Source organism: Microcoleus sp. T3_A4, from assembly GCF_036700465.1.
Lineage (GTDB): Bacteria > Cyanobacteriota > Cyanobacteriia > Cyanobacteriales > Microcoleaceae > Microcoleus.
This window is the reverse complement of record NZ_JAUBOY010000081.1, coordinates 1-15,990: the sequence shown is the minus strand read 5'-3', so window position 1 is coordinate 15,990 and position 15,990 is coordinate 1. Positions and strand designations below refer to the sequence as shown.

Below are 15,990 nucleotides of genomic sequence, written 5' to 3'. Positions count from 1 at the left end.
TTGTGCAGCAGCCGTTTTGCATCAAAAATTTTTTAAAAACTTGGTAGGTGCGGCGGCGGCTGGCACGGTCTAGCGGCGGGTGCGGGTTTGGCGATCGGATAAACCGCCCCGACCTTACTAAGCATCAATTTGATGCGACACATTGATGCCACACATTGATACTACACATTGATAGCTAGCACCCGCACCCGCCCCGCATCCACACAGCGCCGCTTATTTGCGCGTTTAAGGTCGGTGTCGGGGCGGGTGTGGTAGATACTTCGTTTTGGCGGGTGCGGTGCGGTGTGGGCTGTTTTGGCGCGGGGTTAGGAGTGTTATCAATAGTGGGGGTGTGTTCTCAATAAGTATCGTAAGTATTTATACTCAAAAAAGTTTTTATTGGCGCAAAATTTGAAAGATGCCTAACCCCTAAGTTAGTGAATTTTGCGCCAATAAAAAAAATGAACCCATACAGCGTATAGGTTTTTTCCTGATGAGTTCTGTTCCAATTCCAGACGGTAAAAACAAAACTGGAACAAATTGGAACAGGATTTATGTGTCAATAAGTGCTGTTTTCCACCAATAAGAAACCCGTCGGATTTCAAGTCTGGCGGGTTCTATGCGGGTGTTGGGGCGATTTTAATCAATCATCCATTCTATTAATTCAGTTAGATCCTGAGTTAGGGATTGGCATTGTGAGCATTCTTTCCAATGCTCTGTAATTAGATGGTAATGGGGTATGCGAAAAACACCCTGATGAGGGTATTTAGAATCACTAATATCAAAATACAAAGATGAGATGAGATGGGTACGATCGGCTTCTTTTAGGGCTTCAATAATCAAGATACCGATTGCTATTATCTCTTTCCTTTTTGGCAAGCTCAAGAGGAATTCATCTTTTTCTGCTAATTTTTTTTGACTTTCATCTAGATATTCCCAGAGTCTATCGGCATCATCTTCAGTGAAATTATTAGGTTGCTGTGTTTGCACAATCATAATCAATCCTTTTTTGATGGCTTTAAACTCACTATATACAGGATTTAAAATACTGTCAAGGTGGTTTATAAACGCCGCCTAAACTATTAATAAAAAGTCTGTAAACAGTATTTTATTGTTACCCTGAAAATTAGTGATTGATTTCCGATCGTGATACTGCCTTCTGATTCTCTTCTATTGCCGCGCTAAGCGCTTTAATCGCTTCTTTTTTAGCTGTAGCATCGCCTTTCTTATGCCTTAAAACCCATCCTTTAAAATTACTGGGATTGATATAAGAATATATGACATTAATACCTTTTATATCTGAATGAACTACTGCCAAAGTCCACAGACCTTCAGCCGCTTGTGTAAATTTATTATGATTCAAATTTCTCATAAGTTTAACGTTGTAAATGTTATTTTAATTCTAACATTTATAACGATTTTGCAATGGTTTCAGACTCTATCTCAGGATATATTGTTTTCCTGATGTTCACCCGAAAGCAGCAGCTAGAAGTGATATCTTTTCTCTTAAAAACGGCGATACTGTGAGTGCAAAACTCACGGACATAATAGTATCATCATGCTTACCGCTAGCAGCCTCAAATTTAGCTCCAATACGGCGATAGCTTAACATCTCATCTACCAATACTGAGTTATCGGGATAGCTTAATTTTCGCTTCTCTAAGCTAAGTATTAAAGCACCTACCATTGTCGTTTTAGTGTCGCGTGTCGTTTTAATATTTACAAATTCTGTGCTGTAATTATTTTTCGATAATTCCTCTAAGTAGATGTTACCTACCCCACCAGTAGTTTCAATCCCCACACACTCAGGTTTATAGAGGTCTATTAGTTTTGAGATTTGATATATATGCGACGCGCTGGTTTCTTGCCTCTTTCGGTAAAGATGTACCAGTGAGTATGTATCAGTTTTTAGATTGTGTTTGATAACGCTAAAAACGGTGTAATCGCTTCCCATTGTAGAGGTATCCAAGCCACAATAATAATCTGCATTATCATCTCTATTTGCTTCATAATTACCCGTGCTGTTTTCTCTAATTAAGTCGATGGCAAACACTGACACCGCGCTATCAACAAACTTCAAATCGTACTCCCTTAATACGGTTTCTGTGTCGGTTCCATCTTGTTTTAATCGATAGTCGAGATAGTTAGGTATATTCTGATAAACCGGGTGTACACTCCAATGAACAATCAATTTAAGCGTACCCTGTGAATCTTCAAACCAATACAAACCGGGTATCTCATTATACAAGTCACCGCTTGCTACACGGTTGCATATTTCCTCAATATCTAACCCGTTGTTATTCTCATTTAATTTATTCCAATACCATCCCGATTTTGCGCTAGGGGTGCTTACAATCAGCTTTGTAATCTTATCCCCCGACATCGCACTGCTAGGGCTTGACGCTGCATAAATCTGGTCTATGTTCTCGCTAAATGCAGCCTCATCAAACAAAAAATCAATCACTGAATCGTAACTCCGAGAACCCTCTCTCGAACTGTTTTTAAAGTATATTTCCCCTAAGTTCTTCAGCTTCAAATACCCCACATTATCGCTATCTGGTACGATGTAATCGCTCAAACCTGAGAGTAACTGCTTTGTGCGGCGGCTAACAGCGCTAGCGTCGTTACTGTTGCGTAAGAAGGCGATCGCACTATATGCGGGGTTTAACGCGGCGCGGTGCAAGAATTTAGATACAGCGATTTGTGTCAATCCTAACTGTCTGGATTTAACACAAACGATGTTGTTGTATTTATCCATCAAATCGGAGATTATCATTTGATATAGATATGGGTTGAATTGCACCATCTCACCGCCGCTTCTAATAGTGGTTAAACGTGCAAAATTAACCCATTCTTTAGGCAAGGTTTTCAGATTGTCTGTGTGGTTGTAATACTTCCTAACCTGTGATTGTGTGGGCTTAATTCTGAACATTTTGTAAACCCGGTGTGATTTCTAAACCCATTGCTTCAACTGTTTTGATTGCTTGCTGCTGATTAACTATTTGAGATAACCCGGTGCATTTATCGAGCATATCGAGTGCTAGCGCGTGATTCCTGAGTGTTTCTTTAGGCATATCGGGTGCTATCCCATCAATCACCTTCTGCTGTGCCTGTAGCGTGATTCTAGATTGATTGAGAAATACTTTAAGGGTGATTCGCTGTAGCAGTTCTAATGTTATCTCAGGGTTACTCAAATCTATCTTGTATTCGTCAAAATTGATATTTGTCAAATTGTTTGGGACAGGCTCTAGCACTATCTTATCAAAATCTCGCTCTTTCTCAGGGTAGTGAATAGAGAAGGCTGTAAGGTGCTTTCTAAGTAGCTTGTCGCTAACCTTACAGCCTTTAGAATCTAGAAATCGCAAGACGGCGATCGGCTCGATTTGATTTTTAATCATCTCGTTCACCGAGTCGCCTAAACCTTGCTTACATACCTTACAGCCGCATCCTAGTGAATCCACAATGTTAACCGGGTTCAATGTACTCCATTATTTTAGCTGCTAGTTCACCAAGTTTACCTCTGTGAATGTTATTGTGACTACCTCCCATTCCTTCTACAATCCCTAAATCCTTCAATTCTTCATCTAACACATCATTAAATTTTAGGAAGTGATTTTTTATCGTTAGCGGTGCTATTGTTTTACCGTGGTGGCGTAACTTGGCAATCTCGTTAATGATACCGTTAGAAGGTACTACAATCTTTTTAATGTCGCCGTCCGTAGCTTGTCGATTGTAGTGCATGATTCCCTCTACAATCTCTTTTACACTCACACTACGGGGTTTTTCTTTAACCTCTGGTGTATCGGTTTTTTCAGCAGTTTTAGTCGCGGGTTTTTGGTTACGAACCATTTTAAACAGTTCTAAAATCGCTTGTGTTTGACTCATTCCAGAGCGTAAAAACTTTACAAGTTGCATACTTTCCTCAGCTTCTAAACCATCTTGAAAGTTTTCTAGATTGAAACTTTTTACCGCTTCTTTAACTGGAATTACAGGAGTGTTAATCATTTTTCCAAAATCATTAAGGTTTGTTGATACTTCGATGTAATTAGGAGGATTGATGAATAGTGACTCATCAAAACTTCCTAAATATTTCATTGTTTCTCCTTCATTATCATGCGCTAGTGACTTTTGAATCACTTTAATACACGCTGCATTACCAAAACCATTAAGCTTTAAAACGGCTCTTAATGCACAGGCATAGAATGAACGTCCCTTGTGCGGTGTACCGTCAACCTCTTTTTCTATCAAGTTACCCTCACTATCGAAGGCTTTAAGAGTTGATAAGGTTTTACCAAAACGTTTTTTATATTCATTGTTCACGTTTTGATAAAAGGTTTCTTTGTACTTTTGGGTGTCGGTTGAAATATCTTGTACTTTTGTAAATTGTAGATATTTTTCTTGTGCATCTACAATTAATTGTGCGGGTGCAAGTGTAGGACGTGCATAGAAAGCTAGAGCATCATCAGCACCGCGTTTTTTAACTACCCCGCAGAAACCTATCACATACTCATCAAGTACAATCATTTTATGCTCGATAATACCCGCTTCTTTGTGTTCGTGGCGTGGCATCCCCTGTTCAGCAGCTCTTAACCCTGTAAGGTTAATAACACCGCAGGCAATGGTAGCAGGATTTTCAGATGTTAGACATTCTAGGGATTGTTTGATGATGTCAAGAATGTCAGTTTTGGGGATGTTGGTAGTGTCTTTGAGTTCACCGTCATCCTCAAAACCTTGTTTTTTCTGTGAACTTTTAGCACGTTCGGCTTTTAATTTTGCCTTTTGTTCTTTGTCTAAATCAATTAGATTGTAGGCAATGTGTTGTAAACAACTTTTTCCATCAATCATAACAGGTTCGTTTAACTCAGGATTTTCATGCTCTTTCTTTTTAAAATGTTGTTTGTAATCTGTTAGATTGCCTGAAATAGTACCTACTTTAAGTTCTCCTGCGATTTCTCTTTCTTTGAAACCGTCTAACAATTCGTTAACCGCTTGATGAACTTCTGTTTTGCTTTGAAGTGTGATAACCCGATTGTAGAAAGCTTGTGCATCAGCCTTGTTTTGTTTGCTAGCCATTGTTTCCGTCTCCTGTTTTGCTTGACTCTTATACAATAACTGATATCATCCCTAATTACAAGGTCTGATATATCAGACTTTATAATAGGGGTTAGCGTGTAACCCCTATTTTCCTTATCACTAGCTAACGGCTAGCACCTCATCCTTTGTGGTGATTGCTTTTAACCTCGCTGTGAGTGTTTGACGGTTCAGCCGCGAGTCTAAATTTTTAGACCGTGCAAGCTTGCGAAAACTCTTAAGCGATAGGCTGTCGAGTGATTTTTCGATGTCTGTGTTGACCGTTGTATCGGTGTCGGTGGCGGTGTCGGTTTCGGTGGCGGGTGTGTCGGTGGCGGGTGTGACTTCAATATCAATCACCGGGTTAGTATCTGGCGGTGTCGGTTCGATCGGTTCTGTGGGTGCGGTGTCGGTTTCTGCGGGTGCGGTTGGCTCGATTTGTGCGATCGCGTCGGTGGTGAATTTGACCGTCAAGGCATCCTTAAAGGTCTTGATTTCACTGGGGTCTACATGGTGCAACATCATCAAAGCGGTATCGACTTGGCTGAGTGCTGACTGACACGCTTGCTCGACAGATAACAACTGCTGTTGATGCTCTTGCAGTTCACTGAGTTTTCCTTGTAGCGCGGTGATTTGAGCGGTTGTGTTGTCGATTTCTGTAGCGATTTGATTGAATTTAGCTGTGAGTAATTGCATGATGTTTCCTGTGGTGTAGTGGTGGGGGATGTGGCGGTGTTGGTGTGGCGGTGTCGTTGCCATCCAACATCCCTAATATAAAACGAATCACCCCTGATTGTCAAGGGTGATATCATACATGATTATTATGGGTGTTATCATGTTTGTGCGGTTTTGCTTATCGGTGGCGGGGCGGGTGCGAGCGGTGCTGTAGCGTACCGCTCGCTCGCTCCCTACTCAATCCCTCCCCTACACAGCAGCGCGTTAGAGTGACGCGCTAGACCGTCTTCTAGCAAGCGATTCATCATTTCCCAGTCGGTCAAACCTTGCTGACTTGCTAGCTCAGAAACTAGCGGGGCGATCGACTCTGTGACTATGAACTGCCTGCTAGAGCGGGGCGGCTTTAGTCAGTCAAGCCCGGTGATATTTACGGTGTCGGGGTTAGGCAAGGTTGTCACTAACTCACTGCCTAGATAGCTAGTAATGAACGCTTGCACGGCTGCAATTTTGAACCCGCCGCCAGTTAAATAGACCCGTTCACCCTTGCGTAAAATTTGTTTGACATCTCGCAGCAGTTCTCGAACTCCGATGATTTCACGGCTCCAAGATTCGAGGCCGCTTTTAAGTCTGTCGCCTAAATCACGGGTGCTATCGCCTAAAACAATCTCTGCACTGTACTCACCGGCCTCACTCACAGCGCTAGATTCGAGCGCGTCTTTGATACGGCTGAAGTGGTAGATGTTGCCGCCTGTATCACCTTTGCTAGCTTCCTTTGCGAAAAATTCAGTAATGGAAACAACACCCGCACCTGATACACTGTTCTGATTGCTAGCGCGTGGTACACCGTTTTGATTGCTATATGGGGTGTGTGTGAGTGTACCGCCGCCTAAATCTAAAACGTGAAATTTAACATCCTTGCCACCGCTTTCTTTAATCAGCTTTTTAGCTGCACACGCCGCCCCGTACCCTTCAGGGTATAGGTTGTAGGAAACAATGTTAATCTCGAAAAACCGTTCATCAAACTCGAATTTTAGATTTGAGAAAGCTTTCTCTATCTCTTTTTTGCGGTGGCTTGATAGCGACAACAAAGCGATTTTTAAATCAATCTTAATGACTGCACTGCCTTTAGATTTCTTGATGCGCTTAAACAAAAACGATGGGTGAGTACACAAAGCGCCCACAATCCACACATTTAAAAGCTTGATTTTGTTGTCATTGGCATAGCCTTCCTCTACACTACCGCCAGATAGTGACAGTGCTGAATCACCCACAGCATAACCGTTATCGCCAATTTTAAACACTCCGAGGTAGCCTGTGGGTAATTCTGTCGTTTTGGTGAATTGACGGCACACAGACTGATAGCTACCTGTGACTTTTTCCAGATAGTATTTAGTGCGACTGCTACCACCATCTAGAATTAATTCTGGCACTGCGACGGTTTTAGGTTTTTTGGCGGCTGTGGCGGGTGCTATGGTGTCGGGTGCGTTCGCGGTTGCAGTGGGTGCGGTCTTGCCGTTTGTGGTGTTTTCGATGGTTTGAGCTTTCATAAAATTCTCCTGAGTGTATACAGTCTGTAATTTTGAGGTGTTGGGCTTAGATAGAGTTTTAATCGTTTTGACTTCTATCTTTCGATTTGAATTTATCGCGGTGTGTGACGGGGTATCTATTAGTTCAGTGCGGGTTACTCCGGCAATTCCGGCAATTCCGGCTAGGGATACTATGGGGAAAACCGGAGTAAAAACCGGAGTTATAAAACCCTTTCTGGCTAAGGATTTTTACTGATGTGTTCCGGTTATGTTCCGGGTGAATCCGGGTAGCAGGAATGTGTGCCGGAGTTAAAAGTTTGTGAGTTTGTAGGAATGTTAATTAATAGAAATCGATGATTATTTCTTATTAATTTAAAACCCCTAACAGTTTTCAGAGTGTATACACTCAGCAAAACTCACGCCCACAGTCAGAGTTTTTGCACTTGTACCGCTGTGTTTTTTCTGTGGCTGTTTTTAAAAAACCGTTCTTTCTGCTATCCGTGCCACAGTCAGGACAATTTGGGTTTTTGGCAACTGGCACAGTCGGGGCGGTGTCGGTGTCGATCGCGTCGGTCGGTGCGATCGTGTCGGTCGATTCGATCGCTTCCCACTGGTACGCGCCAAACTCAGGCAGTATCATGAAAAATCCTTTCTTATTCGGCTCTAGGCACAGCGCGAACCGATAAGCGGCGGGGTCTGTGAGGTCTAACCCGTCTTCATCGTTTTTAGCTGCACAGTATTCTGTCAGTGCATCGCCCGTCTTCATCAAGTTCGCTCGCTCGCTTTCAGATAGATGAGAATTTGCGAGCGCGTCCCGGTAGTTGTCACCGATATGAACACAAACAAAGTTATTCATATCACTGCGGTCAAATCCACCTTTAAGATTGCGGACGTTAGCATTTTGACCTGTGATAACTAACCCACTGTTTTTGTGGCTTGACTGTTTGAGGACTGCTTTTAAATCGCTTGATGATTTAGGGTTCTCATCTAAGGTGGTGTCGATTTCATCAAACCAGGCTAGATAAAGCGCATCGCTAGGGATTGATTGCATTTTGGCTTGATAGGCTTTTAAACCCTTCACAGAGTCGCTGTGAGAGCGTCCTACGGCGGGTATGCTGCGATAGTTTTTCACGCTATCGAACATCGGATCATAAAAATCACAGTTGCCTTTAGTTTGAGAGAGAACCGCACAGACTAGATTCTCAGCAGTCGGTGATTTACCTGACTCACTACCACCTGTGATTCTCACCCGTCTCCAATTCTTAACAGTTGATAAGAACTTGTCAGCAGTCCTGACACCGCGTGGTAATTCATTTTTTAGCTTGACTGTACGGCGGTGTGTAACTGCTAAGGTAAGCTGACTGAATTGGCGGTTAAATTCCCATTTAGGTTCTGTGCCGTGTAGCGCATTACAGAATGCTGCTGTTTGCTCTAAGCTATTGTCTGCACTGATTTCAGACTCGACTAGACCGGGATTGCGACGGATTGAATAGATAACTTTTAAACCTGTTTCTGTTTCTTGCCAGTCGAGCGCGTCTAACAAAAACTGGTAGCGGTTGTAGTAGTACATCGACACAGAATTAGCCATTGTTGCAAAACTAGAAGCGCCGGAAAACTGTAGAGGTTTTTTAGTTTCTTCAATTTTTGCCAGTGCCTCTTGCAGTTCATAGCGCGAGATTTCTAATTGCTGCACTGCGAGTTTAGCGGTGCTGATTGCATCATCAATATCGGTAATGTACCGGGTTTTGTGATTCTCAACTAAAACGGTAAATTCTTGAGCAATTGCTTGTAAATCAGTCTTTCTTTTTTCCTCAGTCTGTTCGATACGTTCACCCGCCGCATACTTGAAAGATTCGATATAGCTTTCAAAATCGGGATAAGGTACAGCGTCGGTAGTGATTTGTAATAGGTGATTAATCACCACCGATTGTGCTTTACATCTCAACTCAATGGTTTGAGTGATAATTAATTCTTGGAGTTCTAGACCGACATCAATCAGTTCATCAAAGCTTGTGATTGAATTGTATGCTGTGAGTTTGTCGGTGAATCTTTCTTTTTTGGCTTCAATTTCTAGCTTGATTTCATCCAATTGTGTGCGACATTCTGCATAATTTCTGTACAGCGATTCGATGTGGCAAACACACTTTTTCATCCCTACTTGGTAACATTCCTCTACTAATCTGTGTGCGGTTTCTTTATTAAACTCAAACACCTCTCTGAGTGATTTCTGACAGGTTTGCAGTTCTGCTAACTGTTCGCTGGCATCAAGTTTTAAGGCTTCAATCTCACCCATCAATACACCGATTTGATTGTTTAAATCTGCTTTGTCATCAGTGAGAGTAACAATCTGTTTTTCGAGTTTTTGGGTGTTGTCAGAGTGTTCTGATTCAAGTTTTTCGACTTCATCAAGTACATCTCGCATCGAGTGACGGGTAGTTAAAAAGCTGATGACGGATGCACTCATCAGGTAGCTAGCAGCCGATTTGTAAGGCTTAAACAGTTTGTGCGGTACAAACAAAACTATTGCAGAACCGACCGCTAAAACTACCGTGATGATTTGATATTTGAGACTAATACGTTTGACTTTTGCGCTTGACATCTGATTATGTGAGGTGAGGGTTAATTAGTGGTAAATGCACCGTCTGTCTGTTAGCTCATCGTTTCTACCAGATACTTTTGAATAATCATCTGTGTTTGCACTTCAATTCCTTTAATTTCAGCATCGCGCTTAAGTTCTATCGCTTCAATCTTGCGGGTGATTTGTGTGGTTTCTTTTTGCACTCCTAACAGTTTGATACCTTCCTGATTGAGTTTTTCGGCTGATTGTTCAAGCTTCACACCGTCGGTTTCTAGCTCGATATTTTGGCGGTCAAACCTGACTATTTCCTGCTGTACTTTGATGCCTTCTGTTGCACCTTTAATCACCGATGCTTGCGCTTTGTGCATCGCTTGCTTGGTTTTGCCTACCTCTGCTATGTAGTTGAATCCTGCCTGGTAGAGCTTCTGTGCGCGGGTAGCTCCGGCGTAATTTTCAAGCCCTGCTGTTAACTGTTCCTCTGTCGCTGTGTTAGCGATATTAGGATTTAAAAAGTCAGTTGGAATCATGCCGTTGTAGTCAAGCTCTGGCACGGTCAAACCGCCAAAATAATCGGTTGCTGGCACGATTTCAGAACGCTGAGACTTTGAGCCATAATTGCCAGCGATCGACTGTTTCACATCCACAGCAGCACCCGCCGTCTGTGCGCGGCCTGTGGTGATTGCAGAGGCCACAGAGCTAACACCACTTGTCACGGCTGCTATGTTGTCGGTTACTGCTGAGATGTTCGAGCGTGTTTGGGCGATCGTGTTTGCACCCTGGTTGAGCGCGGCGGCAGTATCCTGTGCGAGTTTGGCGGCTTTAGTGCCAATGCTTGTTTTCTCAGCTTTAGGTTTTGTGGGGCGAATCATGTCACATATTTATTAGGTTGCCACCAAACAACCTAGCATTTAATAGACGGTTATTTAATATGCGGTTATACAAATCACTTATATGTACCTGTAAGCTGAAACACTCTCAGGGTATAGTAAAGGCATAACTTGCGCGCAAATTAACCATAAGCTATTTGTATGACCGCGCATCTTAATGTAGGTCGTTAAATTGTTAATGTGTAAAAGAACTAAAAAAATATGACCGTGAAACTAAAAATAAGAGACTTACGAATAGCGCACCCTGATAAGCCTTCACAGAGATTTATGGGGGATTTATTAGGTATGACCGAATCGAATTATCGTAAATTAGAAACTAACAAGTTAGATGGTGTTAAATTACACCATCTCGATATTTTGATTAAATTTTTTAATTGTGATGATGCTAATAAAATTATTGAAATCGTAAAAGATTGATTACTCTTTAATAAATAGTAGTCAATTCAACTTTCTTAGCAGTGTTGTTGGACTTAAAAATGATACTGCTAGCTGTATTGTCAGATATTGATTCAAACGAGTATTTTTCGCTTAAATCAATCTTTAACTCGATACATTTACGGTGTAACTTTCGATAAATTCTATCAATAGAAAATGTTAATAAAAAACAATTATCATCATTATATATATTACAAGATGGTATTTTTTCATAATCAGTATTGTCTATTCTTTTTAATTTTAATATCATTTTATATATATCACTATCTAAGAAATCATTCACTTCTTTAACTAACTTATCATCATTCTTTAACTGTAAATCCACGTAATTCGTATTTTTGAAACCGGATATTAATAATACATTGTAATCAACTAAATTAACTTGTAATAATCTATTAAAATCAACATCTATAAAATATTTCCAACTCAAATTAGTAACCTCTGTTATTTCTTTACAAATCATCATAAATAAAATTTGATTAAATGTATATTTAGAAGGTTTTATTTGTGGAGTAATAAAACCTTTCTTTTCTAAATTTTGCAACATACCGTTACTTTTAAAATTTAAAATTTTTGCTAGCTGCACACGAGTAAAAAATTGTTGTGTAAGCATAATTACTCATCACCTTAATTGTTAAGTTTTATTACAAATTACACTAAAAGTTTATTTTGTGTAATACTTCTATTATGGCACAAAAGAGGGATACACGCCATGAGAGATTTTGAGCTTGAAAAAATTGCTGTTGAGGATATAAAAACCGCTCTTGAGTACATCGGGAAAACAGCGCGGGCTAGAAATATCTTTCTAGGCAATAAATCCAAAAAGCAAAAAACTGATTCTCTCTACCCTCTTTTAACCCATAAAAATCCAAACAATCCAAAACAATTAACGGAGTCAAAACCATGCCTTTAAAAGCCAAAATTGCTAACAAAATTGTAGCAGATGATAAAGGGTACACAACGGGTGAAATCATCGATATCAATGAGATTGATGAGCATAGCGAGAAAGAGGGTAAGAAAGAGGTTACATACGCTTCACAGTTCGAGTTTTTGATTGCGGTTGATGGAACCAAAAAACAAACCTTACTCCGATTTTGGACAGGGCAAAATATCAATTCTGAGAAATTTGAGAATGAAGGGGATGATACAACCGATTACAACCGCCTAACCCGGTTCTTGCTCAATATGGGGTTACTGGATGCTAAAAAGCTATCCGAGTTAGATAAGGCAAAAATTGATGATTCAGAGATTGATTTAGAAGCCTTACGCGGTCAAAAAATCCAGTTCAAAATGAACAAATCAATCAAGCGTAAAGGGTTATCGGTGATTGATATTAAATCAATCAAGCCTGTAGAGGTTATCGAGTCTATCGAGCCTGTCAAGCCTGTCAAATAGTCAAATCTACAACGGGGTTTTAATACCCCGTTACTTGTCTTTATTCATATTTAAAAGCTAACATTATGCCTTACATCTCCGACGGTAAAAAATCCAACCTAATAGCTCCACAAATTGATGTTGATACTCTGCTAGCGCTTCCCAAACTCATATTAATTCCTGATACAGAATTCACCCAAAAAGAAAAAATGATTGTAGATGGTATAGGTATCTACTCACCCCAGTTAGCAAAGAATATCGGTTTTGTTTGGCTTTATGATGAGATAAACAGTGATTTTCACCCTATTATAAATACGCTAGATGTTGTAGGAATTAAATCAAGTATTCCTAATTATTTAGATGATTTATTAGCTGATTTAGGTGAGTTAGAATCTTCTATTTTTGACGGGGAAAAAAACCCTAAAAAAGCATATGACAGCGCATTAAAAGAAGGTTGTTTAACAGAATTTTTTGACTGCTACAATCTAACTGAAGATAATCTAATTTACAAGCGTAACAGCAAAGATAAAACATCATCATTAATCATCAAGCCTGAGTCTCTTTTAGTCGAGTTAGGTTTCTTTTTTCAGCCTGCGGATTTATTTAAAATATGGGGGCAAAACCATCAAGAATGGTTGCTAAAAACCGCTAGAATCAGTCAGTACAGAGTATTAAAGTTAATGGGAGGTAATGATAATAAATGTATGTACCTTGATATAGAGAATAGATTAATAGAAGTTAAGCTATCCCTAAGAGAGTATATGTATCGCTTTCCCCCTAGGCTGAAGGGGTTAGACAATCAGGCTAAAATTTTTGGAGTGAAGTCAAGAAAAATTGACATAAAAAGAGATAATATTGCTATAAAATTAGGAATAAAAAAAGATGAAATTATGGAAAATATGAGTTTACTCAGAGAGAAGTTGTTAAAACTATTTATAGTCTACCTGACTGTAGATATATTTACTACTCACGCTTTAGATGAAAAACAGCGAGAATTATTGCAACTATTAAGAAGTAATTTTGATTTAGATGATGTAGAGATATCCGATACAACGGGTGCTAATGTATCAAAATTTATAGTCAACTTAATCAGTAAAAACTTTAACCAATCATCTGATTCTAAGGAATATAAACTGAATGAATCTATCATTAAAAATCAGATGAAGTTAACTAAAATTGATAGTTTGCAGGAAATTGAATTAAATGATTTTGGCTACCAACCGTTTCTAACTGTAGGGGGGTTGTTATTTAGCAGAATGTCGGAGTATCCATATTTAGAGGGTAATTTTAGCGACTTAGATTTACAATCTTGTTACGCAACTGCTATGTCAAATTTAAAGATTTACTTGGGAGAGCCAAAAGTAGTAACTTTTAAGTACAAAAATAAACCAAAGTTAAGAGATGTAGCAGCGTTTATTAAACAGAAAAATATCCCTAATGATGGATGGTTTGTTAGGGTGTCGGGTAAGTTTGAGCAAGCATTTAATACTCTGATTTTATCTGATTTAAGGTTTGTACCTAAAAAATTAAAGAACCCTGAAATCATCCCATTTAATACTGATATTCAATCATCGGTAATGGTAGCGAGTAACCCGTCAAGATACGGAATTAATGATAATAAGAAAGTGTTGGGCGGGTTTAATAATGATAAGGTAGGTAAAAAATTAGCTGTTTCTACACTCTTATTGAAAGAGGTAAAATTCGGGTTAGTCAATTTTGATATCTTAGAAGCTATCGAATTATTACCTGATGAATGGGTGCAAGAATATCTAGATTTAGATGTTCTCGCTTTAGTTTACTTTGCACCAGAATTAATTGTAGATACCCTTGATGAATTAGAAGGAAAACGCGCTACTCTACCCGATGAACCGATTTTACAAAAGTTTGATTTTGATAAAGAAATCAATTCCCATACATCCCAAAACTATAAAAATAATGTAGCTTTACGCTTTGATATTGGTGCTATCTGGACTGAATTAAAAGATAATAGAAATAGGTACAAAAAAGAAAAAAATCCTGTTCAGGAAGTCTTAAAACTGTTTCAAAATAGCGGTTATGGGGTGCTAGCTTGTCTCTATCTCTCGACTAATAATTTAATGGCTTCTAATCAAATTACAGCACAGGCGCGCGTAGGTGCATGGTTGATGGCTAATAGTTTGAACGGTTTTGCACCCATCACAGACGGTACAGGTTTCTCGTGGGATACTATACCGCTTAATCAAAATTTTAAAGATATTTTAAAACACAATCCTGAGTATCTTTTTAAGTACGATATCAATGTCAAATCAGGGTTAACACTTCCTGAGAATAGACAAGAATGGATTAATAATGAATTTAAGAAACATATGGCTAAATTTTATCAGGTTGATATTAACCATCATCTGATTCAAAAATTTAATTATGAATTGAAAACAGAATATTTTGAAACTAGAGAAGGTGAGAAAATTGAAACAGATTTATTCACAATTTACATCAATTCAAACTCTGGTAATTACATCAAAGGTATGGGTGAGTGCAGCATAATGTTGAATGAAACTGAGTATGATTTCATTCATCAAATTGATTATTTAAAAGCCCGCTCTTATCACGCTAACGATGACTTAATTAGATGGTATTCAGAATCATTAATAGATGGGTACAAGCTACCTATAATCTATTCTGAGAATAGCATTTTAAAGTTTGGGGACGGTACACAGAAAGCGATTCAATACTTAAAAGAAGTCGAGCGAATTCCACACCCTATGGGGCATTCTTTAAAGGTATTCAAGATGATGAAATTGATTAGTCGTTCACAATTTCTATTCTTGAATGAATCACAATTAAGAAATTTTGAGACTAATGAAAGTAAGTTAGCAGAGCTTAGCAAGCTATTCTCATCTAAAAAGTTTTGGGATGAGTTTAACCATCCTGAGAAAATAGAAGGGGAAAATTATTATGAGTTTAGCAAGTCGCACTCAACAGGTGTCGGGTTTGAATTGTTGGCGTTGATGAATAAATACAAGGGTTCTATAAAGTCTGTACGGCAATTGATACAGGGTAAAATATTAGAAGGTTGTAAGGATTTTAACGCGGGGTTACATCTTGACAGAACTGTTGATAAGGTTTTAAACGATGATATTAAAGAAGTGTTAGCCACGGTTATCATGCTTAAAAAGAATGAGGATACAATGTTAAAAAACACGTTGTTAAACAGTTTAAACGAACCGACTTCATTTGTAATTAGTCGAGAGAATGTACACACTTTAGATGAAGTTTGGAGTAATGAGAGTGAGTAAGAATTTTTGAGAGATTAAAAGCACCCGCGATACCCCGCATAGAACCCGCTACCCGCTACCCTGTAACGGGTTTTGTTGTGCCGTGCGATCGAACCGCTCCGACTGTTCCGACTGTTGCGATCGTGCCAGCCGTGCCAGCAACAGCATCAAGTTTTTAAAAATATTTTTGCTGCAAGGTGGCGGCTGCACAG

Annotated in this window: 14 protein-coding genes; 4 read left to right on the top strand and 10 right to left on the bottom strand. The window is 39.4% G+C overall.

What is annotated here, in order from left to right:
* Positions 1-618 precede the first annotated feature (618 nt).
* From QUA07_RS28350 to QUA07_RS28310, 9 genes are all read right to left on the bottom strand, one after another.
* On the bottom strand, positions 619-975 hold the full coding sequence (locus tag QUA07_RS28350; protein WP_333332125.1) for a hypothetical protein: 357 nt from the start codon (positions 973-975) through the stop codon (positions 619-621).
* Between the two features lie 130 nt (positions 976-1,105).
* Positions 1,106-1,351: a hypothetical protein gene (locus QUA07_RS28345; protein WP_333332122.1), complete on the bottom strand. Its 246-nt coding sequence runs from the start codon at positions 1,349-1,351 to the stop codon at positions 1,106-1,108.
* A 96-nt stretch (positions 1,352-1,447) separates the two neighbouring features.
* Positions 1,448-2,842, bottom strand: coding sequence for a terminase large subunit domain-containing protein (locus QUA07_RS28340; protein WP_333332119.1), 1,395 nt, complete (start codon positions 2,840-2,842; stop codon positions 1,448-1,450).
* 55 nt (positions 2,843-2,897) lie between these two features.
* Positions 2,898-3,440 carry a hypothetical protein gene (locus QUA07_RS28335; protein WP_333332116.1) on the bottom strand — a complete coding sequence of 181 codons (543 nt, stop codon included), beginning with the start codon at positions 3,438-3,440 and terminating at the stop codon, positions 2,898-2,900.
* Positions 3,441-3,444: 4 nt separating this feature from the next.
* Complete coding sequence (locus QUA07_RS28330; RefSeq protein ID WP_333332113.1) at positions 3,445-5,052, bottom strand: protelomerase family protein; 1,608 nt, start codon at positions 5,050-5,052, stop codon at positions 3,445-3,447.
* Between the two features lie 120 nt (positions 5,053-5,172).
* Positions 5,173-5,808, bottom strand: a complete 636-nt coding sequence (locus QUA07_RS28325; RefSeq protein ID WP_333332110.1) for a hypothetical protein — start codon at positions 5,806-5,808, stop codon at positions 5,173-5,175.
* Between the two features lie 323 nt (positions 5,809-6,131).
* Complete coding sequence (locus QUA07_RS28320) at positions 6,132-7,271, bottom strand: hypothetical protein (protein WP_333332107.1); 1,140 nt, start codon at positions 7,269-7,271, stop codon at positions 6,132-6,134.
* A gap of 385 nt (positions 7,272-7,656) precedes the next feature.
* Positions 7,657-9,849: a hypothetical protein gene (locus QUA07_RS28315; protein ID WP_333332104.1), complete on the bottom strand. Its 2,193-nt coding sequence runs from the start codon at positions 9,847-9,849 to the stop codon at positions 7,657-7,659.
* 50 nt (positions 9,850-9,899) lie between these two features.
* Complete coding sequence (locus QUA07_RS28310) at positions 9,900-10,697, bottom strand: hypothetical protein (protein ID WP_333332102.1); 798 nt, start codon at positions 10,695-10,697, stop codon at positions 9,900-9,902.
* Positions 10,698-10,916: 219 nt separating this feature from the next.
* On the opposite strand from QUA07_RS28310, the gene QUA07_RS28305 reads away from it, so the two are divergent.
* Positions 10,917-11,132, top strand: a complete 216-nt coding sequence (locus QUA07_RS28305) for a hypothetical protein (protein WP_333332099.1) — start codon at positions 10,917-10,919, stop codon at positions 11,130-11,132.
* A 7-nt stretch (positions 11,133-11,139) separates the two neighbouring features.
* Here QUA07_RS28305 and QUA07_RS28300 read toward each other — a convergent pair whose 3' ends face one another.
* The gene (locus tag QUA07_RS28300; RefSeq protein ID WP_333332096.1) at positions 11,140-11,763 is read right to left on the bottom strand and encodes a hypothetical protein; all 624 of its coding nucleotides are present in this window, start codon (positions 11,761-11,763) and stop codon (positions 11,140-11,142) included.
* Positions 11,764-11,862: 99 nt separating this feature from the next.
* On the opposite strand from QUA07_RS28300, the gene QUA07_RS28295 reads away from it, so the two are divergent.
* The 3 genes from QUA07_RS28295 (at position 11,863) to QUA07_RS28285 (ending at position 15,799) form a co-directional block, all read left to right on the top strand.
* Positions 11,863-12,063: a hypothetical protein gene (locus tag QUA07_RS28295; protein WP_333332093.1), complete on the top strand. Its 201-nt coding sequence runs from the start codon at positions 11,863-11,865 to the stop codon at positions 12,061-12,063.
* A complete protein-coding gene (locus tag QUA07_RS28290; RefSeq protein ID WP_333332091.1) occupies positions 12,054-12,545 on the top strand; it encodes a hypothetical protein in 492 nt (163 codons plus the stop codon). Before QUA07_RS28295 ends, QUA07_RS28290 begins: the two co-directional genes overlap by 10 nt.
* Before the next feature lie 65 nt (positions 12,546-12,610).
* Positions 12,611-15,799, top strand: a complete 3,189-nt coding sequence (locus QUA07_RS28285) for a hypothetical protein (protein ID WP_333332088.1) — start codon at positions 12,611-12,613, stop codon at positions 15,797-15,799.
* The last annotated feature ends 191 nt before the right edge of the window (positions 15,800-15,990 follow it).

What these genes read in the sequence shown, in the direction of transcription:
- QUA07_RS28350 (WP_333332125.1), bottom strand. Translation starts at nt 975, where the DNA reads ATGATTGTGCAAACACAGCAACCTAATAATTTCACTGAAGATGATGCC.
- QUA07_RS28345 (WP_333332122.1), bottom strand. Translation starts at nt 1,351, where the DNA reads ATGAGAAATTTGAATCATAATAAATTTACACAAGCGGCTGAAGGTCTG.
- QUA07_RS28330 (WP_333332113.1), bottom strand. Translation starts at nt 5,052, where the DNA reads ATGGCTAGCAAACAAAACAAGGCTGATGCACAAGCTTTCTACAATCGG.
- QUA07_RS28325 (WP_333332110.1), bottom strand. Translation starts at nt 5,808, where the DNA reads ATGGCAACGACACCGCCACACCAACACCGCCACATCCCCCACCACTAC.
- QUA07_RS28320 (WP_333332107.1), bottom strand. Translation starts at nt 7,271, where the DNA reads ATGAAAGCTCAAACCATCGAAAACACCACAAACGGCAAGACCGCACCC.
- QUA07_RS28315 (WP_333332104.1), bottom strand. Translation starts at nt 9,849, where the DNA reads ATGTCAAGCGCAAAAGTCAAACGTATTAGTCTCAAATATCAAATCATC.
- QUA07_RS28310 (WP_333332102.1), bottom strand. Translation starts at nt 10,697, where the DNA reads ATGATTCGCCCCACAAAACCTAAAGCTGAGAAAACAAGCATTGGCACT.
- QUA07_RS28305 (WP_333332099.1), top strand. Translation starts at nt 10,917, where the DNA reads ATGACCGTGAAACTAAAAATAAGAGACTTACGAATAGCGCACCCTGAT.
- QUA07_RS28300 (WP_333332096.1), bottom strand. Translation starts at nt 11,763, where the DNA reads ATGCTTACACAACAATTTTTTACTCGTGTGCAGCTAGCAAAAATTTTA.
- QUA07_RS28295 (WP_333332093.1), top strand. Translation starts at nt 11,863, where the DNA reads ATGAGAGATTTTGAGCTTGAAAAAATTGCTGTTGAGGATATAAAAACC.
- QUA07_RS28290 (WP_333332091.1), top strand. Translation starts at nt 12,054, where the DNA reads ATGCCTTTAAAAGCCAAAATTGCTAACAAAATTGTAGCAGATGATAAA.
- QUA07_RS28285 (WP_333332088.1), top strand. Translation starts at nt 12,611, where the DNA reads ATGCCTTACATCTCCGACGGTAAAAAATCCAACCTAATAGCTCCACAA.